Annotated in this window: 15 protein-coding genes; 3 read left to right on the top strand and 12 right to left on the bottom strand. The window is 60.9% G+C overall.

Features of this window, described 5'->3' with window-relative positions; genetic code table 11:
- Nucleotides 1-68: 68 nt before the first annotated feature.
- The 3 genes from ACTNB2_RS01215 to ileS form a co-directional block, all read right to left on the bottom strand.
- Entirely contained in the window at nucleotides 69-1,082 is a 1,014-nt protein-coding gene (locus tag ACTNB2_RS01215; protein ID WP_441041132.1) for an RluA family pseudouridine synthase, read from the bottom strand.
- Nucleotides 1,082-1,621, bottom strand: coding sequence for a signal peptidase II (lspA, locus tag ACTNB2_RS01210; protein WP_441041134.1), 540 nt, complete (start codon nucleotides 1,619-1,621; stop codon nucleotides 1,082-1,084). Before lspA ends, ACTNB2_RS01215 begins: the two co-directional genes overlap by 1 nt.
- A gap of 493 nt (nucleotides 1,622-2,114) precedes the next feature.
- Nucleotides 2,115-4,892: an isoleucine--tRNA ligase gene (gene ileS / locus ACTNB2_RS01205; protein WP_441041190.1), complete on the bottom strand. Its 2,778-nt coding sequence runs from the start codon at nucleotides 4,890-4,892 to the stop codon at nucleotides 2,115-2,117.
- 510 nt (nucleotides 4,893-5,402) lie between these two features.
- On the opposite strand from ileS, the gene ACTNB2_RS01200 reads away from it, so the two are divergent.
- Nucleotides 5,403-6,491: an iron-containing alcohol dehydrogenase family protein gene (locus ACTNB2_RS01200; protein WP_441041136.1), complete on the top strand. Its 1,089-nt coding sequence runs from the start codon at nucleotides 5,403-5,405 to the stop codon at nucleotides 6,489-6,491.
- A 130-nt stretch (nucleotides 6,492-6,621) separates the two neighbouring features.
- Here the strand turns inward: ACTNB2_RS01200 and ACTNB2_RS01195 are convergent, their stop codons facing one another.
- A complete protein-coding gene (locus ACTNB2_RS01195) occupies nucleotides 6,622-7,074 on the bottom strand; it encodes a DUF523 domain-containing protein (RefSeq protein WP_441044777.1) in 453 nt (150 codons plus the stop codon).
- Between the two features lie 75 nt (nucleotides 7,075-7,149).
- Nucleotides 7,150-9,042: an ATP-dependent zinc metalloprotease FtsH gene (gene ftsH / locus ACTNB2_RS01190; protein WP_195838531.1), complete on the bottom strand. Its 1,893-nt coding sequence runs from the start codon at nucleotides 9,040-9,042 to the stop codon at nucleotides 7,150-7,152.
- 92 nt (nucleotides 9,043-9,134) lie between these two features.
- On the opposite strand from ftsH, the gene ACTNB2_RS01185 reads away from it, so the two are divergent.
- A complete protein-coding gene (locus ACTNB2_RS01185; protein WP_154515476.1) occupies nucleotides 9,135-9,620 on the top strand; it encodes a cob(I)yrinic acid a,c-diamide adenosyltransferase in 486 nt (161 codons plus the stop codon).
- Nucleotides 9,621-9,705: 85 nt separating this feature from the next.
- On the opposite strand, the gene ACTNB2_RS01180 is transcribed toward ACTNB2_RS01185, so the two are convergent.
- From ACTNB2_RS01180 to thyA, 4 genes are all read right to left on the bottom strand, one after another.
- A complete protein-coding gene (locus ACTNB2_RS01180) occupies nucleotides 9,706-11,055 on the bottom strand; it encodes an MATE family efflux transporter (RefSeq protein WP_441041140.1) in 1,350 nt (449 codons plus the stop codon).
- Between the two features lie 126 nt (nucleotides 11,056-11,181).
- Nucleotides 11,182-12,096, bottom strand: coding sequence for a TrmH family RNA methyltransferase (locus ACTNB2_RS01175; protein WP_441041142.1), 915 nt, complete (start codon nucleotides 12,094-12,096; stop codon nucleotides 11,182-11,184).
- A gap of 109 nt (nucleotides 12,097-12,205) precedes the next feature.
- A complete protein-coding gene (locus ACTNB2_RS01170) occupies nucleotides 12,206-12,724 on the bottom strand; it encodes a dihydrofolate reductase (protein ID WP_441041144.1) in 519 nt (172 codons plus the stop codon).
- A 9-nt stretch (nucleotides 12,725-12,733) separates the two neighbouring features.
- The gene (gene thyA / locus ACTNB2_RS01165; RefSeq protein ID WP_441041146.1) at nucleotides 12,734-13,582 is read right to left on the bottom strand and encodes a thymidylate synthase; all 849 of its coding nucleotides are present in this window, start codon (nucleotides 13,580-13,582) and stop codon (nucleotides 12,734-12,736) included.
- 216 nt (nucleotides 13,583-13,798) lie between these two features.
- Between thyA and ACTNB2_RS01160 the strand changes: the two genes are divergently transcribed.
- The gene (locus ACTNB2_RS01160; protein ID WP_441041147.1) at nucleotides 13,799-14,563 is read left to right on the top strand and encodes a NifB/NifX family molybdenum-iron cluster-binding protein; all 765 of its coding nucleotides are present in this window, start codon (nucleotides 13,799-13,801) and stop codon (nucleotides 14,561-14,563) included.
- 116 nt (nucleotides 14,564-14,679) lie between these two features.
- On the opposite strand, the gene ffh is transcribed toward ACTNB2_RS01160, so the two are convergent.
- Genes ffh through smc form a run of 3 tightly spaced genes read right to left on the bottom strand, consistent with a single transcriptional unit; the run spans nucleotide 14,680 to nucleotide 20,637 of the window.
- Nucleotides 14,680-16,173, bottom strand: coding sequence for a signal recognition particle protein (gene ffh, locus ACTNB2_RS01155; RefSeq protein WP_441041149.1), 1,494 nt, complete (start codon nucleotides 16,171-16,173; stop codon nucleotides 14,680-14,682).
- A gap of 10 nt (nucleotides 16,174-16,183) precedes the next feature.
- Nucleotides 16,184-17,101, bottom strand: coding sequence for a signal recognition particle-docking protein FtsY (gene ftsY / locus ACTNB2_RS01150; RefSeq protein WP_271807278.1), 918 nt, complete (start codon nucleotides 17,099-17,101; stop codon nucleotides 16,184-16,186).
- Nucleotides 17,101-20,637 (bottom strand): chromosome segregation protein SMC, encoded by a 3,537-nt coding sequence (smc, locus tag ACTNB2_RS01145; protein ID WP_441044778.1) that lies wholly within the window; start codon nucleotides 20,635-20,637, stop codon nucleotides 17,101-17,103. Before smc ends, ftsY begins: the two co-directional genes overlap by 1 nt.
- Nucleotides 20,638-20,640 lie beyond the last annotated feature (3 nt).

Below are 20,640 nucleotides of genomic sequence, written 5' to 3'. Positions count from 1 at the left end.
ACGCGTGACGTAAACAACCGTATATCTTACCGCAGGCTTACGGAGTTCAAGAAACCACCTAATACTGGCTAGGCCTCGAGCAGACCGAGCTGAGGGACGATTTCGTTGCCAGCGGCAGTGCGGCCGAGCGAACGCGGGGCCAGATCATCCAGAACCGCCGCAAGATCCCATGGCAGCTCGTCACGGCACTCGATGTGCTCCCCCGTCACGGGATGATCGAACGCCACACGCCAGGAATGCAGGAACTGCCTGGTCAAACCCTGATCGGCACGAGCATCGCACTTGCCATAGAGTGGATCGCCCACGCAGGCGTGGTTGATATGGCGCATGTGAACGCGAATCTGATGCGTGCGGCCGGTAAACAGGTGACACTCGACAAGCGTGTAGCCGTCGTCGAAGCGCGTGGAATCAAAGCGCTCAAGGACCTTAAAGGTCGTGATGGCCTGGCGCGCAAAGGGGTCATCGGAAACCGCCATCTTCACGCGGTCGCGCGTGGAGCGAGCGATACCAGTATTGATAGTGCCCTCGTCCATGGCGATGTGCCCATGAACGAGCGTAATGTAGCGACGGTCGAGCGTGCGCGTACGAATGAGATTTTGAAGCGCACGCTGGGTGTCGTCGTCTTTAGCCGCGAGCATAAGGCCCGAGGTATCGCGATCCAGACGATGCACGATGCCGGGGCGGTCCTCGCCCTGCACGGTACCCAGATGGTCGATGCCGCAGTGATAGACCAGGGCATTCGCAAGGGTGCCGCTCTCATGACCATGCGCAGGATGGCACACCAGGCCGCGCTGCTTGGAGAGCACCATGAGATAGTCGTCCTCATAGCGAATGTCGAGCGGGATGGCCTCGGGGATCACGTCGGTCGGGTCATGCGGCTCGGGCAGGTCGACCGAGATGCGGTCACCGGAGCTTACGGCATACTTTTTAGATAGGCAGGTCTCGCCGTTGACGGCAACGGCGCCTCCCTCGATCAGATGCGCGCAGGCAGAGCGCGTGGGGCAGCCATCGTTGGCGCCCAGATAGGCGTCGAGGCGTTGACCGGCGCAATCGTCGGCAACGAGAATATGGATGTCGGCCATTAGCGCTCATTCCTTTCGCGAATCTTGCGGGCACGCTCCCCACGCTGCTTAGCTTTACGTTTGGCGCGGGCCTCGTCACGGGCGTTGAGCTCGGCGGTCGCATCGACCTCGCGAGCGGCGGGACTCAAGAACATGTATCCGATGAGCGCCAGCACGACACCGGCGGTAATGCCGATATCGGCCACGTTAAAGACGGGGAAATCAATGAAGGTAGTGGCAATAAAATCAGTCACAAAGCCCATGGCCAGGCGATCGATCGCGTTGCCGATGGCGCCGCCCGCAACCATGGCCATACCCACGACCTCTAGGCGAGCGAGCTGAGGAGCACGGAGCAAGTACACGGCAATGGCGGCAATGGCCGCAAGCGCCAGCACGGCAAACGCTATGCCATGGCCCTCGCCCATGCTAAAGGCAGCTCCGATATTGCGGACAAACACAAAATCGATCACGCCGGGGATAGCGGTCATATGCAGGGTGTCGCCCACGGCACGAACCGCAATCTTGGTCAGCTGGTCAACAAGCAACACAAAGAGCGCCACCCCACCAGCAACACCTAACCGCCAACGCAAAGGCGGCGTCATATCCCCAGTACGACCCAAATCAATCCCCTACCCTCAAGGACGTCGAATTCCATTTAACGCAAATAACCATCTTATATTGCCATACGCAGAACGCACGACATATCCACCAATGCGACAAAGGGGCTGTCCCCTTGTCCCTTCACCGGGTAGTCTTTTTGGGACGGGGCTTTTTTAGCTACCCAGTCCAGCGCTTTCGAAGATTAAGTCCTTATTTGAGGTAGGGCAGCTAAAAAAGCCCCGTCCCAAAAAGACTACCCAACGTCTACCTATTGTCCGGCAATGAAAACGTCGCGTATTTGGTAACGACAGCGAAAACCCGTCAGAGCGAGCAAGGTGCCTTGAAGCAAGGCGGCATAGACCTTCTGGTCATGCCGCCGAAGCTGAAAGGCAGATTGCCGCTCTGGCGGGTTTGCAGCGTCAACCTGTTACGCGGTTTGGTAAAACCGCGTAACTACAAGGCATTCGCGCAGCGCTCGCAGATATGCGCGTGACCGTTGTACTCGCCGACGGTGGTGCGATAGTTCCAGCAACGGTCGCAGCACTCGCCCTCGGCGGCCTCAATAGCAACGGAAAGCTCCTCGCCCTGGGTTAGCTCAACATCGGAGACGATGTAGAACTCGGCCAGATCGACGGCCTTGTCGCCGGTCAGCAGCGCATACATCTCGGCGGGAACGACCGCCTTGACGCGGACCTGCTGGCTCTTGGTGAAGGTGCCGGCGGAGCGGGCATCCTCAAGGGCCTTGGTCACAGCGCTACGGAGCTCGAGCGAGGCCTCGAGCACGCCCTCGAACTCATTGGCCTCGTCGACCGTGATGGGCGACTTATACCAATCGAGCAGCGCGGCGTACCTCTGGTGATCGACGCAGCCGGCGGGCGCATAGGCCATGGCCTCGTCGACCGTGTAGGACAGGATCGGCTGCAGGTCGCGCATGAGCATCGAGAAGAGCTCAGCCAGCACGGTCTGGGCGCTGCGGCGCTCGAGCGAGCCGGGCTTGTCGCAGTACAGACGGTCCTTCAAGGCGTCGAGGTACACGTTGGAAAGCTCGGTAACCACAAAGTCGTAGAGCGCACGGTAGGCGCGCGGGAACTCGTAGCTGGCGTAGGCGTCGTCGACCTCGGCCTGGACCTGGGTCAGACGGGCAACCATGAGCTTGTCGAGCGGCAGCAGGTCGGCAAAGGCGACGCCGTCGGTCTCGGGCTCAAACTGACCCTCGAGCTCGGAGAGCAGGAAGCGCAGCGTGTTGCGGAAACGACGGTAGGCATCGGACGTACGAGCAAGGATCTCGTGGTCGATGGAGACGTCGGAGCTGGTATCGACCGAGGCGACCCACAGGCGGATGATATCGGCGCCCATCTCGTCGCAGACCTTGTTGGGGTCGATGACGTTGCCGAGCGACTTGGACATCTTGCGGCCCTGGCCATCGAGCGTGAAGCCCTGCGAGACGACCGCCTTGTACGGAGCGTGGCCGTTGGCACCCACCGAGGTGAGCAACGAGCTCTGGAACCAGCCGCGGTGCTGGTCGGAGCCCTCGAGGTACACATCCGCCGGGTACTCAAGCTCGGGGCGATACTCGCAGACGGCCTTCCAGGAGACGCCGGAATCCCACCACACGTCGAGGATGTCCTTATCGGCCTTGAGGTGATGGCCGCCGCACTTGGGGCAGACGCAAGCCTCGCCCAGGTAGCTCTCGGGAGCGTCGGTGAACCAGGCGTCGGAGCCCTTCTCGTGGAAGAGCTTGATGACGGCGTCGAGCGTGGCGTCGTTCATGACCTTCTCGCCGCAGTCGGCGCAGGTGTAGCTGGGGATAGGCACGCCCCAGTTGCGCTGACGGCTGATGCACCAGTCGGGACGCTGCTCGACCATGGCACCGATGCGGTTGGCCGCGTGGGCCGGATACCACTTGACGTTCTCGCGGATCTCTTTGCCAGCCTGCTCGCGCAAACCGGTCTTGTCCATCGAGACAAACCACTGGTCGGTAGCACGGAAGAGCACCGGGTGCTTGCAGCGCCAGCAGTGCGGATAGCTGTGCGTGATCTTCTTCTCGAGGACCAGGGTGCCGCGCTCGCGCAGGAACTCGATGATGTGCGGATTGGCCTCGTCGGTATCCATACCGCTGAAGGGGCCACCGGTACCAAACTCCTCGCCGGAGTAGAACTTACCGTCGTCATCGACCGGCATGCAGATATCGGTGATGCCCTCCTTGAGGCAGGCGAAGTAGTCGTCGACGCCGTGGCCGGGCGAGTTGTGGACGATACCGGTACCGTCATCGACGCCGACGTAATCGGCCAGCAGTGCCACGCCCTCGACACCGTCAAAGATCGGCTGCTTGTAGTGGATGTGGTGGAAGGTCTCAGCGGGAACCACATAGGGCTTACCGTCGACCATGACCGGGGTGTACTCCCAGCCAAACTCCTCACAGCACTTGGGAGCCAGGTCCTCGAGCATAACCTCGGCACGGCCATCGTGCTCAACGGCAACATAGGCGGCGCCGGGCTTAAGGGAAACGGCCTGGTCGGAGGGGATGGTCCACGGCGTGGTCGTCCAGATGATGAAGTCAACCGGGCCGTCGAAGCTCTCGAGACCGGCAGGCTTAGTGGTCATCTCAAAGCGCACGAAGATGGACGGGCTCGTCTCGTCGGAGTACTCGATCTCGGCCTCGGCCAGCGCGGTGTGGCAGTGCTTGCACCAGTGGACGGGCTTATGACCACGATAGATCATGCCCTTGTCGAACATGGCCTTGAAGACCTCGATGTCGGCGGCGTCATGCTGGTGATAGAGCGTCAGATACGGGTTGTCCCAGTCGCCAAGCACGCCCAGGCGACGGAAGCCGGCCTTCTGCAGCTCGATGTTCTCGACAGCGAACTTATTGCAAAGCTCGCGGATCTTAGCCGTGGAGGTCTGGTTGAACTTCTCGGTGCCGAGCTTCTCCTCGACCTTGTGCTCAATCGGCTGACCGTGGCAGTCCCAACCGGGGACATAGGGAACCTCGTAGCCCTGCATCATCCAGTAACGGTTGATCATGTCCTTAGAGATCTTGTTCATGGCGTGGCCGATGTGGATCGGGCCGTTGGCATACGGAGGGCCGTCGTGCAGCACGAACTTCTTGTGACCCTTGTTCTTCTTTAGAACTTGCTCGTAGACCTTGTTGTCCTGCCAGTCCTTGAGTCGCTTGGGCTCGGACTTGGAAAGACCGGCACGCATGGGAAAACCGGTCTTGGGCAGATTCATCGTCTGCTTGTACTCGTTTGCCACGGTACCCCTTTCTTGTCATGGGCGCGCACGCCCTCTGGGCACCAAAAAAGCGCCCGTCCCTGCAAGCTGGGACGAAGCGCCACAAGACAGGCAGTCTGCCCGTAAAAGCTCTTCGCTTAACCACCCAGCTTAGATGCCCTCGCCCGCGTCGCCGCGCGCTCGCATCCGTTACTCGGCTGGCCTGTATCGACGACCATCTCGGCGATATCTACTAAGACGTGCCTGGGCGGCACGTCCGTTGGGACCGCAGCTCCGGGGTGATTTTCATCGGTCGCATGCACGGGTTCTCAGCGCTCCCCGCTCTCTGTAGCATGCGGACGGCCGACTACTCGTCCCCATCAACGCTTATGCGGAGTATGCTAGCACGTTCCGCGCCGACGAAAAACCCTCAACACTGGTTTTATACGTTCGAAATTTCTCGAGGCTGTGGACCTTCTCTAGGAGCAAAATACCTGAAAGCACTTTATCGGACGAAAGAAGGTTGCTATGCGCACGATCGGAATGAGCGACTATACCGTCGGCGAGGACTGCTTCGACGAGTTGCCCAGCGCGCTGGCCGAATACGGTGCGACCAAGGTCGCAATCATCGGTGGCAAGCGAGCACTGGCTGCAGCACTTCCCGGCATCGAAGCCGCGCTGGCAGGCACCGGCGTCGAGGTTCTGGAGACGCGCGTCTACGGCACCAACAGCACACGCGCCAATATCGCCAAGGTCGTAAACTCCCCCGCCTGCCAGGAAGCCGACGTGCTTATCGCCTGCGGCGGCGGCAAGGCGCTCGACACCGTGAAGACCGCAGCTATCGAGCTCAAGAAGATCGTCTTTACGGTGCCGACGATCTGCTCCAACTGCTCCGCCGCGACCGCCATTGCCGTTGTCTACAACGACGACGGATCGCTCGAGGGCTATTCGTACCCCAACCGCCCCGCGCACATCTTCATCAACCCCAAGATCATCGCCGAGGCACCGGCAGAGTACTTCTGGGCCGGCGTAGGCGATGCCCTGTCCAAGCAGCCCGAGGTCGAGTACGCCACGAGCGCCGGAAATTTGGAGCACACCGCCGGTCTTGGCCTGGCACTCGCCCACACCTGCTCCGAGCCGCTGTTTACCTATGGCGTCCAGGGTCTTGAGGACGTGCGCCAGAATCTGTCGAGCGAGGCCGTCAAGCAGATCGCGCTCGACATCGTGGTCAACACGGGATATGTCTCGAACCTGACCAACCAGAACGATTACTACTACAACTCGAGCGTGGCGCACGCGTTCTACAACGCCACTTGCAGCATTCCGCGTGAGGGCACCTACCTGCACGGCGAGGTCGTAAGCCTGGGCGTGCTCGTGTTGTTCGCCTACACGGGCGACACCGAGAACCTTGAGCGCTATGCCGCCTTTAACAAGCAGATGGGCCTGCCCGTGACGCTTGAGCAGGTCGGGCTTTCCGAGGCCGATATCCCTGCCCTGTGCGAGTACGCGCACGCCACCAACGAGTGGAAGCAGGGTAACCCCGAGCCCTTCACCGACGAGAAGTTCGCCGCCGCCATCAAGGCCGCCAACGCCTACGGCCACACCCTCCTCGCCTAACCTACCAAAAAGGGACAGGTTTATTTTGGCAGGTTTTATCTGGGCAAACGCCATTGAACATCTGTTGAAATTGCTTAGCTTGCCAGTAAAGGGGGCGACCATCTACTCGATGGCCGCCCCCTTTCATTTGCTATTCCAACATGCTCGGGTCAAATTCACTTGCGGGAATCACGCGATACCCGTGGCGCAGGAGCAGGTCGACGAAGACACCGTTGCCCGCGGTGAGCGTGCCGCTAAAGGTGCCATCGTAGACGCGACCTGCACCGCACGAGGGGCTACGGTCCTGTAAGATGCACGCGCTGATCTCTTCCGGCCCGCCCGCCTGCTCGCACATGTCGAGTGCGCGCTCGGCACCCAGGCGAAACTCACGATCGACCGAGGCGCCCTCGCAGGTACGGACTTCGCCGTTCACAATCTCGGACGGCTTGCGCGGCGTGGGCAGGCCGCCAAAAACCTCAGGGCACACGAGGAGCACCTCGGTTCCCGTGCGCTCGCAAGCCTCGACCAGCTCGCGATGGTAATTATCGAGCCCGTTATACTTGCAGCTCTCGCCCATCAAGCAGGCACTTACCACGATCTTCATATACAACTCTTCCCAAGCAAAACGCCCCATTTGAGGTGGACACTCAAATGGGGCGAAAGCACTGCGCAACTAGTATTACTGCTGCTTTGGCATCAGCGGATTCTCACGGGTGAGGAGATTCATAAACTCCTCGCCCGTGATCGTCTCCTTCTTGTACAGATAACGAGCCAGCTCGTGGAGCTTAAACTTGTTCTCCTTCAGGATCTGCAGAGCGCGGTCGTGAGCATCCTCGATCAGCTTGGCGACAATCGCGTCCACGCGCTCGGCCGTACCGGGGGCGCAGGTGAGCGACGTATCCTGGTTAAGGTACGCGTTCTGCACGGTACCGAGCGCCATCATGCCAAACTCATCGGACATACCAAAGCGCGTCACCATGTTACGGGCAAGCTTGGTGGCCTGCTCGATATCGTTGGCGGCGCCGGTCGTCATCTCACCAAAGATGAGCTCCTCGGCAGCACGGCCACCGCAATAGACGGCGAGCTTGTCCAGGATCTCCTGGCGCGTGGTCAGGAAGCGCTCGTCCTCCTCGACCTGCATGGTGTAGCCCAGAGCACCGCTCGTGCGCGGCACGATGGTGATCTTTGTGACCGGCGCAGAGCCCTTCTGGCGTGCGGCAACGATGGCATGACCGATCTCGTGATAAGAAACGACCTGCTTCTCGTGGTCGGACAGCACCGTGGACTTGCGCTGCTGACCGGCGATGACGACCTCCACCGACTCCTCAAAGTCGTCCTGCGTGGCGCGCTTGCGACCCTCGCGGACGGCACGCAGGGCGCCCTCGTTGATAATGTTGGCCAGGTCGGCGCCCGAGGCACCGGGCGTGGCGCGGGCAATCGCGGTCAGATCGATCGGCGGCTGCGTCTTCACGCTCTTGGCGTGCAGCTCAAGAATGTTCTTACGGCCGGTCAGGTCGGGCAGCTCAACGGGAATGCGGCGGTCAAAACGACCGGGGCGCAACAGGGCCGGGTCAAGGCTGTCGGGACGGTTGGTGGCAGCGAGGACGACGATACCCTTGTGGTTATCGAAGCCGTCCATCTCGGTCAGCAGCTGGTTGAGCGTCTGCTCGCGCTCGTCGTTGCCACTAAAGCCGCCGCCGTCGCGCTTCTTGCCGATGGTATCGATCTCATCGATAAAGACGATGCACGGGGCCTTTTCCTTGGCCTGCTTAAACAGATCGCGAACCTTGGCGGCGCCGCGGCCGACGAACATCTCAACAAACTCAGAGCCCGAAATACTAAAGAACGGCACACCCGCCTCGCCGGCCACAGCCTTGGCAAGCAGGGTTTTACCGGTACCCGGAGGGCCGACAAGGAGGGCACCGCGCGGCAGCTTGGCGCCAATCTCCTCGTAGCGCTGCGGCTTCTCCAGAAAGTCGACGACCTCCTTGAGGGACTCCTTGGCCTCTTCCTGGCCAGCGACATCCTTAAAGGTCACGCCCACATCCTTGGAGGCAATCACGCGCGCGCCGGACTTGCCCAGTCCACCGCCGCCAAAACCGCCGCCGCCAAAGTTCATCGACGGGCCGTCATCACCCATGGCCTTCTTCATGCGGCGGTTGAGCCACCAGCCGATCAGGAAGAAAATCGCCATAGGAAGAATGAGGGTGAGCAGGTAGTAAGTCATCAGACCCGAGTTCTTATCGGGAACGACCGACTCAAGCGAGGCGCCAGATTCAAGCACGCGATCGGTAAAGCCCGCATCATTCGGCACACCGGTCGTCTTGTAGGCGATGTTCTCGTCCTCGCCCTTCTTGGTGTAATAAATCGAGTAATCGTCCGTGTTGTACTCGACCTTATCGACGCTCTTCTTGTCGAGCGCTTTGACAAACGTCGAGTAATCGGTCTTCGTAATCTGCTGCGTGTGACCGATGTTGGGGAACAGAACGGTCGAGAGCACGAGGTAGACGACGAAGGCGATGAGCACGTAGAGGATCATATTCCGTCTACGTTTGTTGTCATCCATCTCCATCTGCTTGAACTCCATCTACTGGGGTTGATAATGCTAACTAGAATACCCAACCCGGCCGGCGATAAACCGACACCGGGCACGAAAGGACAGAGATGGCATCACTGGAAGTCGGCAAGGTTCAAATCTATACGGGCGACGGCAAGGGCAAGACGACGGCTGCGCTGGGGCTCGCGCTGCGCGCCACGGGCTATGGACTTAACGTGCTCATGCTTCAGTTTGCCAAGAAGCTGCACTGCGCCGAACATGACGCAGCTCCTCGATTGGGGCTTTGCATCGTACAAGCCGACCGCGACACGCCCGAAGCCTGTGCCGCACAGATCATGGAGCTGGCGCGCGAGCAGATTAGCCAAGTCGACGTGCTGATCTTGGATGAGCTGGGAGAAGCCATGCGACGGGGCTTTGTGACGCGCGAAGATGTCGAAGCGTTGATCGCGATGAAACCAACCACCACGGAGCTCGTGCTCACTGGCCGCGGCTTGCTGCCCCTCGCCGACCTTGCCGACCTCGTAACCGAAATGCGCCCCGTCAAACACTACTTCGACGAAGGCCTCCTAGCCCGCCAAGGCATCGAATACTAATTGATCCAAAGGGGACGGAGGAAAACGAATCATCGACATCACCACGGAAAGCAATGATCCGTTTTCCTCTGTCTCACACGGATCATTAGGCAGTGGCGCGGCCTAGCCAGTTGCCGCTGTGGTGGTAGATGGTGAACATCGTGGCCGTGATGAGCCAGGTTACGGGGTAAACCAGCAGCAGGAGCTCAAGCGACGGATCGAAAGGCATGATCGCAAACACCCAGATCACCCTGAGCACGACGGTGCCGAAAATCGTGAGAATCATGGGCTGCAAGCTCACGCCGGCACCGCGAATGGAGCCCGACGCGTTTTCGATAATCGAGAAAATCGCATAGAACGGCGCAATAAAATGGATGATGGTCGTGGTGTAGGCCGAGATCGAAGCATCGTCGACAAACAGACGCGACAGAGGACCCGAGAACACCAGCAGCACGGCAGACAGGCCACCAATGAGCATAAACGACAGCACGAGCGACGTATGGTAGCCCTTGCGCATGCGCTCGTAGTTGCGCGCGCCAAAGTTCTGTGCCGAGAACGTGGTGATCGACACGCCAAGCGCCTCGGTAACCATCCAGACAATGCCATCTAAGCGGCCCGAAAGACCCCAAGCCGTGGTGACATCGGCACCAAACGAGTTGACCGACACCTGAATCAAGACGTTGGAAATCGAATACGCAGCAGACTGAAAGCCAAGCGGCAGACCACACGAGATCATGCTCTTGCAAATAACAGGATCAATGCCGAGTTTGGACAGTGAAAGCCGCCACGCACCCGGTGCGCGCATCATGCGAATCACGATCATCGTGGCGTTGGAGCAAATGGTCAGCGCCACCGCAATGCCGCAGCCCAGAGCCTCCATATGCAGCACGGCAACGAAGATGATATCCAGCACCACATTAACGAGGCAGCCGGAAGCGATGATCACGGCAGGTCCACGCGTGTCGCCCACGGCGCGCAGCAGTGCCGTTCCCATATTGAGCAGCAGCGCCGCAACCATGGCGGCAAAATAGCAGCGAGCATAGGCCACACCCTCGGCCAATAGTTCATGCGGCGTATTCATAAGCACCAGCATGGGCTCAACGAACACTATGCCCAGAATCGAGACGACGATACCGCCCACCAGAGCGAGCGTCATGGCCGTATGGACCGAACGACTCAGTCGCTCATCATCGTGCTGGCCAAAATACTGACCCGTAATAACAGCACATCCAGCACCCACACCGACGCAAAAACCGATGCAGAGCTCCGTGAGCACCATCGTGGCCTGGATGCCGCCCAACGCGAGCTTGCCGCCAAACTGACCGACGATATAGGTGCCGATAAGTGTGTAGGCCTGCTGAAAAAACGAACTAAAAAAGATGGGAACGCACAGCGAAAGCAACTGCTGCCAAATAACACCCTGTGTTACATCGATAGCCGTAGATTTCTTAGCCACACGCCCTCCCCACCAGCGCACGTCAAACAACAAAACGTCAATTTTATGACCAAAGCCGACACCAGCTTAGCACCGACCGGCGTCAACCGAAACACACGGAATCAGAGCCCGGTGCAAAATATCTGCCTAGTGATACAGTCCCGGCTGGTAGTGATACTCGTTGCTCACGTGCGGACACAACTGCCAAAAAGCGACAGCACTCGCCGCGGCCACGTTGAGCGAATCGACCCCGTGCGCCATCGGAATACGCACAGCCCGGTCACAGCCCGCGATGGTCTTGGCGCCCAGGCCGGCACCCTCGGTACCCATAAAGATCGCCAACCGGTCAATCGCCCGCAACGCGGGATCGTCCAACGGCACCGAATCATCCGTCAATGCCATGGCGGCACACGAAAAGCCGGCATCGTGCAGCGCCGCCAGCCCATCATGCGGCCATACGCGCGCCTCGCTGCCAATGCGCGTCCAGGGCACCTGAAACACCGTGCCCATGCTCACGCGGGCCGAGCGGCGGTACAGCGGGTCACAGCAAGTGGGGCTTACCAAAATGCCATCGACATTCAACGCTGCCGCCGAGCGGAAAATCGCACCCACATTAGTATGGTCGACAATACCCTCGAGCACGCACACGCGCACCGGGCGCTCACCCGCCACCTCGACGACGCCGTCCAAGAACTCATCAACCGGAATCTGACGCGGGCGACGGAACGCCGCGAGCGCACCGCGCGTCACGTTAAAGCCCGTCAACTGCTCCATGAGCTCCATGGAGGCCACGAACACAGGAACCGGACCTGCGCCCTCGCGTACAACCAGACGCTCGAACAGCGGCATCATCTGATCGAGCCAGCGCTCACCCAAAAGAAAGCTCACCGGCTCGTATCCGGCACGCACCGCGCGCTCGATGACCTTGGCGCTCTCGGCGATAAAGATGCCCTTTTGCGGCTCCAGCACGCAGCGCAGCTCGCGCTCCGTCAGTCGCACGTAGGCGTCGAGCCGCTCATCATTAAGGGAATCGATTCGCAGCACCTCAACGGCATCAGTCATAGCAGCCAGCCCGTACCCTTCTTTACAGCACATCTATACCAAACGAGGCGACGCTAAGCGCCGCCCCATGCATTCAATCAACCCGGTGATACCGTTCACGCCAGACGATTTAAGCATCAACACGACGATACGTCACGAACTCATAATCGAGGCCTTCGTCACCCTCGCCCGCGGCAATCGTGGCAACCCCGTCGCGCCGCGCAACTTCCCACGCAGGATCGACATCCAAATTGGGAAAATACGTGTCCACGTCATGGGTGCAATGGTTGTGCGTGACCTCGGCCTCCACGCAGTACGGCAAAAATTGCCGATACACCTCGCCGCCACCGATCACCCACGCAACAGGTTCATCGACCACGGCGGCCAAGGCCTCGTCAACGCTATGCACTACGTCGACGCCCTCGGGGGCAAAGCCCTCGTCGCGGGTGAGCACAATGTTGCGACGGTTCTTAAGCGGACGCCCGCCGGGAAAACTCAGCAGGGTCTTGCGTCCCATAATGACCGGACAACCCTTGGTGCACGCCACAAAATGGCGCATGTCGGCACGGTTGGATACGACCATGTCACCCTCGCACCCAATGCCCCAGTCATCGCACACGGCGACAATGGCAGAAAGCTTACACGTCATGCGCGTCACCTACACCGCAATGGGGATGTTCTTGACCTGCGGACCGTGCTCATAGCCCTCAACGATCAGATCATCAGTCGTAAACGCGTAGAAATCATGCACATCGGGGTTGAGCGTTACCTTGGGCGCGGCAAACTGCGGACGCTCGATAAGCTCGCGGACGATATCGACATGACGGTCGTAAATATGGGCATCGGCGATCACATGCAGCAACTCGCCCGCGATCATATCGACCGACTGCGCGACCATCATCAGCAAAATGGCGTACTGGCACACATTCCAGTTGTTCGCGGCCAAAATGTCCTGGCTGCGCTGGTTGAGAATCATGTTGAGTGTTGGCTTATCGTCCTGCGGGCGCTGCGTAACGTTATAGGTCACGCTGTAGGCGCACGGATACAGGTGCATCTCGGACAGGTCGCTAAACACATACGTGTTGGTCATGATGCGGCGGCTGTACGGCGTGTGCTTAAGGTCGTACAGCACACGGTCCATCTGGTCAAAGTCACCCTCGGCATAATGGCTCTTCTGGCCAATCTGGTACCCATAGGCCTTTCCGATGGAACCGGTCTCGTCGGCCCACTCATCCCAAATATGACTGTTGAGGTCATGCACGTTATTGGACTTCTTTTGATAGATCCATAGAATCTCGTCCATGGCAGATTTGAGGGCCGTACGACGCAGGGTAAGCGCCGGAAACTCCTCACGCAGGTCGTAGCGTGCCGTGACACCAAAGTTTTTAATAGTATAGGCAGGGGTGCCGTCCGCCCACACCGGACGAACCTTTTGGCCCTCGGTAGTGGTGCCATGGTCCAGAATATCGCGGCACATGGCTACAAACTGTTGATCAGCTTTGCTCATTGACCCTCCTGTCAGTCGCCTATAAGCGATTTTTATTGTAGCCCAGGCGCGCAGCATCGAATTGCACACTTGGGGCGGCACACGCAATGCACGGCAGTACGGCGCCGCATTCGCAAATGCTGCACCTTTAGCTTTTTTGACATATGCCAAAAATAGCTTGAGCGGCTCCGCATACGCGCTATCCTATTGTTGACATATGTCAGATTTGGAGAGTGTATGGCAGGAAGACGCGAAAAATTGCGCCGCGTTGGGATCATTCCCGAATATCGCGGCTTTACCCCTGACGGCCTTGCCAGCGGAGACGCCATCGACATGACGGTCGATGAGCTCGAAGTCCTACGGCTTTGCGACCTGGAAGGCCTCAATCAGGAGGCCGTCGCCCAGCAAATGGGCATCGCCCGTGCCACCGTGGCGGCCATCTGCAGCCGCGCGCATCGCAAGGTGGCAAACGCGCTGGTCAACGGGCGAGCACTTAGTATCGAGGGCGGCAATATCGCATACTCCCCTACACCTACGACGACGGCCATATGGCCAGCAAAGGAGGTCGGCACCATGAGGGTGGCAACGACGTACGACAACGGCAACATCTTTATGCACTTTGGCCGCAGCGAGCAGTTCAAAATCTATGACATCCAGGATGGCAAGGTGCTCAACGAGCAGGTCGTAGGCACCGGCGGCACTGGTCACGGCGCCCTAGCGGGTCTGCTCGCCAACGGTGGCGTCGATACGCTCATCTGCGGCGGTATCGGCGGCGGCGCCATCAACGCGCTCACCCAGGCGGGCATCACGGTCTATGCGGGCGCCCAGGGCAGCTGCGACGCCTGCATCGAGGCCCTCATTGCCGGCACGCTCGCGCAGACCGGCGAGGCCACCTGCGACTGCCATGGGCACGACCACGAGCACGCCCACGAGCATGGCGAGGCCTGCGGCTGCCACGGCCACCACGACCATGATGGGCACGAGGGCTGCGGCTGCCACTAGTGGCAAGCACCTCAACGTCAACACGCTTGCGCGCGTGAGAAAACCTGCGAACGAACGGCGAAGGCCGCCTGGAGTACCATCCAGGCGGCCTTCGCCATACTCGACTCAACCAGTCGTTACTTTTTATTACGCATCTGCGCTTCCATCTGGCGCAGCAGGTCCATATCGGACTTGGGACCACCTGTTCCCATGCCACCCAGGCCACCCAGGCCGCCCATGCTGCCCAGGCCCATGGCATCCAGACCGGGAATATTGGGCATGCGCATCTTTTTGCCTTTTTTACCCTTCTTGCCCTTCTTGCCGCCGGCTTGCGCCTGGTTGGCCATCGAGCGCATGCGGCCCATCATCTTGTTCATCTCGCCCCACTGCTTCATAAGGCTATTGACCTCGGTGGGGGTCACGCCGGCACCCTTGGCGATGCGGGCGCGACGCTGGCCGTTGATGATGGAAGGACGCAGGCGCTCCTCCTTGGTCATCGACATGATGATGGCCTCGTTCTTATCGAAGATGCCCTCATCCAGGTTGCCGCCCATCTGGTTGAGCGCGCGCTGGCCGCCGGGAAGCATGCCCAGAATGCCCTTCATACCGCCCATCTTCTTGACGGCCTTCATCTGGTCGAGCATGTCGTTCATGGTAAAGCCCTCGCGCAGCATGCGCTCGGCAGCCTCGAGCTGCTCGGCATCGGCTGCCTCCTGGGCTTTCTCGATAATGCCGACGACATCGCCCATGCCCAAGATGCGCTTGGCCATGCGATCGGGATAGAACGGCTCCAGCGAATCGGGCTTCTCGCCCATGCTCACGAACTTGATGGGCTTGCCGGTCACCTGGCGCACCGAAAGCGCGCCGCCGCCACGGGCATCGCCGTCGAGCTTGGAGATGATCACGCCGTCAAAGTCGGTGCGCTCGGCGAAGGTCGAGACAACGTTGACGATATCCTGGCCGGTCATGGCATCGACGACCATCAGCACCTGATCGGGCTTGACGGCCTTCTTGATGTCCACGGCCTCCTGCATCATCTGCTCGTCGATCTGCAGACGACCGGCGGTATCGACGATGACCACATCGCGCAGGTGGTCGACGGCCTCCTGGATGGCGCCCTTGGCAATATCGACCGGGTGCTCGCCGTCACCGCGGAAGACCGGCACGCCGATCTCTCCACCAAGCGTGGCCAGCTGGTCGGCAGCGGCGGGACGGTAGACGTCGCACGCGGCGAGCAGCGGCGAGCGGCCCTGCTTCTTGAGCAGGTATGCCAGCTTTACAGCCGCCGTGGTCTTACCGGAGCCCTGCAGGCCCACGAGCATAATGACGTTGGGAATGCGGTTGCTAAAGACGAGCTTGCTCTCGGTGGAGCCGAGCATCTCGGTGAGCTCGTCGAGCACGATCTTGACGACGTTTTGCGCCGGCGTCAGCGATTCCATGACCTCGGCGGTCATGCAGCGCTCCTTGGTCTTGGCGACAAACTCCTTGACGACCTTAAAGTTGACGTCGGCCTCGAGCAGCGCCATGCGAATGTCGCGCATGGCCGAGGTGATATCGGCCTCGGTCAGCTTGCCCTTGCCGCGCAGGCGGTCAAATGTGTCGTTGAGGCGATCGCTCAGAGAATCAAACACTGGTCACTCCTTAGTTGGACTCGCCCACCAGGGCGCGGCAGAAATCTTTGGCATTAAACTCCTGCAGGTCATCGACCTGCTCACCCACGCCCACGCGCAGGATCGGGAGCTTGAGCTTCTCGGCCACGGCCATGGCGATACCGCCCTTTGCCGTGCCGTCGAGCTTAGTCATGATAATACCGTCCAGACCCAGCGCCTCATTAAACTCGAGCGCCTGGTTCAGGCCGTTTTGGCCCGTCGCGGCATCGATCACGAGGACGACCGAGACGGGCATGGGGCCGGCGGCCATATTGGCGGCGCGCTTACGCGTCACGTTGACCACCTTGGCAAGCTCGCGCATGAGCTCGGGGCTCGTGTGCAGACGACCGGCGGTGTCGATGAGCACCAGGTCGCTGCCACGCTTATCGGCCTCGTCGAGCACGTCGTAGCAAACACTTGCCGGGTCTGAGCCGCGGTCGCGCTTTATGACGGGGACGCCGGCGCGCTGGCCCCACACATCGAGCTGTTCGATGGCGGCAGCGCGGAAGGTATCGGCCGAGCCGATCACGACGTTCTTGCCACGGGCAGCCATGGCGCTCGCGATCTTGCCGACCGTAGTGGTCTTGCCGGCACCGTTGATGCCCACAAACAGCACGCAGCTCGGCGTGTCGGCGAACGGATCGCGCTCGACGGGTACAAAATGCTGCTCGAGCTGCTCGGCCAGGGCCCGACGTAGTTGCGGGGCGGTCTTGAGGTTCTTCTTGGCCGCGGCATCACGCAGGTCGTCGGAGACCTGGATGGCGACCTCGGCACCCATGTCACCCATGACGAGGGTGTCCTCTAGGTCCTCCCAAAAATCCTCGTCGACCTCGCCGCCAAAGTAAAAGACCTCGTTGAGGGCCTCGCGGCTGCGCTCAAGTCCGCGCGAGAGAGCATCGAAGAATCCCATTATGCATTCACGACCTTTCCGGTTTCGCGATCGAGTTTTTGCGAGACGACGCGACTGACGCCGTCAGCTTGCATCGAGACGCCGTAGAGGACGTCAGCGTCCTCCATAGTACGGCGCTGATGCGAGATAACCAAGAGCTGCGTATCGGAACGCAGCACGTCAAGCGCGCCAATGAGCTTGGACAGGTTGGCGTCATCGAGCGCCGCCTCGACCTCGTCCAGCACATAGAACGGCACCGTACGCGTGCGATACACGGCAAAGAGCAGGGCGAGCGCCGTCAGGCTCTTCTCGCCGCCCGACATGAGCATCATCTTGGTGATACGCTTGCCGCGCGGCTGCGCCACGACCTCGATGCCCGTCTCGGCCGGGTGCTCGGGGTCGGTCATCTCCAGATGTGCCTGGCCACCCGGGAACAGCATGGCGAAGATCTCGCGGAAGTTCGCATCGACCTTCTCGAAGGTCACCAGGAAGGCTTTACGCATCTTGCGGTCGATGGCCACGGTAATCTTGGAGAGCGCCTTGCGCGCGCTCTCCAGATCGGCCAGCTGCTCCTCGATGTAATCGGCGCGGCGCTTGAGCTGCTCGTACTCCTCCATGGCAACCTGGTTCACAGGGCCCAGGTTGTTGATCTGGCGCACGAGCTGGTTGAGCTCGCGCTCGGCGGCGTCGCGATCGGTGGGAGCAGGAAGCATGAGCGCTTCCTCGAGCACGGTGGTGCCATCGGCGGTAATAGCCTTGATGGCCGCCTCTACCTGCACCTCGAGCTTGCCGCGCGCGACCTTGAACTCGTTTTGTGTCGCCGTGGCGGCATCGACCCGCTCCTTGGCGCGGGAGACCTCGGCCTTGGCATCCTCGATGGTTTTCTTGAGCGAAGCCGAGTCTGCCTCCTCGAGTGAGGCCTGGTCACGCAGGCGCGCGGCCCAATCAGATGCACGCTCCAGCAGGGCCGAATAGCGCTCGTGCATGGGATCGACACGCAGGCGCAGCAGCTCGAGCGAGCGCGAAGCCTGACGTGTTCCGCGGATACGGCGGTCAATGCCCTCCAGGCGATGCTCCAGATCGGGCACGCGGCCCTTCAGCGAACGCAGGCGCTCGCTCGTCTGGGCCAGGCGTACCTTGGCATCGGCGAGCTTACCGGCTGCCTCGGAATCGTCACGGCGCACGCGATCGAGCTCGTCGTTGGCTTCGGCAATCTGGAGACCCAGGTCGCTTGCCTGCGCACGGGCCTCGTCGCGCGAACGGGTGAGCTCGTCAACGCGCGGGCGCGCGGCGCGAACGGCCTCCGCCGCCTGCTCGCGGCGCCTGGAGATGCGCGCACGCTCGACCTCGGCGTTGTTGGCGCTTTGCTCCAGGCGGCCAATCTCGGAGAGCAGCGAGCGACGCTCGCCCTCAAGACGGGCGATCTCGCCGGCGGCATCACCCTCGGCGGCACGCGCCTCCTCGACGGCCGCATTGGCCTCGATAACCTGGTTCGACACATGCTCAAAAACGGCAGCCAAATCGGGCTCCAGGCCTTCGAGCTCGCGAATGCGGCGCTTCCGCTCCAGGGCACCCGAGGCCTCGCCGGCATCGAGCCCCACGCGCACCAGGCCACCAAAGCTCACGCGAGCGCCATCGGGCGTCACATAGGTCACACCGTCAACGACTGGCGCCGCCAGCGCACAAGGCAAGTCATCGACCACGTAATAGCCGCCGAGCAGCGCCTCGACAATCGGGCCATAACCGGCACGCACGGACAGGCGATCAACCAGACGCGAACCGGCAGCGCCCTCGGCAGCAGCAGAGCCGCTCACACCACGCGCCACCAGCAGTGCCTCGCCCGAGGCCTTCTTTTGGTCCAAAGCCGCACGACCGGCACGCTCAAGCGTGGCGGCGTCATCAAACAACAGGGCATCGATATCGCCGGCAAGCAGCTGCTCGACCAGGCCCTCAAGCTCACGCGGCGCCTCGAGCACGTCGCCCAGACGGCCCGTTACGTCATCGCCCAATGCCCCTACCAGACGGCTCACCAACGGCGAGCTATCGGCCATACGGGCATCGAGCTTCTTTTGGCTCGCAAGCTCAGAGCGCACCTCGGACAGCTTGTTGCGCGACTCGCTCTCACGGGCGCGCAAGTCCTTCAACGCCGCACGGGCGACCTCGGTGGCCTGGCGCGCATCGGCCTGGGCTTGGCGAGCCTGATCGAGCGCGCCGTCGAGCTCCTCGGCACGGTCGCGACGACTCTCGAGCGAGGCCGTGACCTCCTCGAGCTGCTCGTCAATCTGCTCCAGGCGCGAGGCGTACATGTTGTCCTCGACCTCGGCATTGCTCAGCGAGTCTTTCACCTTGGCAAGCTCGAGCGCAGCCTTGTCGGCCACGCGCTGCACATCGCGTTGCTCGCGCGTAAGCTGCGAAATCTGATTGTCGAGCGCAACACGGCGCTCGTGGAGCTCGGCGGCGGCAGGGCCGGCGGCGTCAACGTCGTCCTGGGCCTGCATGTGCGCACCGGTCACTTCCTCTAGCTGGGCACGTGCATCCTCGAGCTCCTCGACCACGCGACGACGCTGATGCTCGGAGCTCGAAATCTGGCCGCGCATATCGGACAGGCGCGACACCATATTGTGGCCCTTTTCCTCGAGCAGGCGCATATCGGAGTTAATACGGCCGACCACATCTTGCATATGACGGCGCTGCTCGCCCAAGTCACCCACAAACAGGCCCTTTTCCTCGAGCATCACCTGGAGCTTCTCGAGCTCGCGCTCCTTTTCGCCCAAGCGGTACTGCGCAAGCTCCAGCTCGGCGGCACCCTCTTTGGAACGGCTCTCCAGATCGTTCCACTGCGACTGCAGCGAACGAAGCTCGTCAACGGCCAGCATCTGCGTAAGCTCGTTCGCGCGCGAGGACAGCTCTTTGTACTTGCGCGCGCGATCGACCTGACGCTCCAACGGTCGCAGCTGACGGGCAATCTCCTTATTGATGTCGCGGGCACGAGTAAGGTGCTCGTCCATCGACTTAATCTTTTTGAGCGCACGCTCCTTACGGCGCTTGTGCTTGGAAATGCCGGCAGCCTCCTCGATAAGGACGCGGCGCTCCTCGGGACGGCTCTGCAAAATGGCATCGAGCTTGCCCTGGCTGATAATGGAATGCGTATCCTTACCCAAGCCCGAATCGTGCAAAATGTCCTGGATATCCATCAGGCGGCACGGACTCGAGTTGATGAGGTATTCGCTCTCGCCCGAACGATACATGCGGCGGGTGATGGCAACCTCATCAAAGTCGACAGGCAGCACATGGTCCGAGTTATCGAGCACCAGCGTGACCTCGGCAACGCCCACCGGCTTGCGCGCCGACGAGCCCGAGAAGATGACGTCCTCCATGGCCTGGCCGCGCAGCTGCTTGGCGCTCTGCTCACCCAGTACCCACAGAATCGAATCGGAGATATTCGATTTTCCCGAGCCGTTAGGACCGACGATGACGGTCAGGCCCGGCTCAAACGTCATATGGGCACGGTCGGCAAACGACTTGAACCCTTTGAGCGTAAGGGACTTGAGATACACGGT

Source organism: Collinsella sp. HCP28S3_G2, assembly GCF_052065125.1.
Taxonomy (GTDB): domain Bacteria; phylum Actinomycetota; class Coriobacteriia; order Coriobacteriales; family Coriobacteriaceae; genus Collinsella.
The sequence above is the reverse complement of the archived record's forward strand: the minus strand, read 5'-3'. Positions and strand labels throughout refer to the sequence as shown.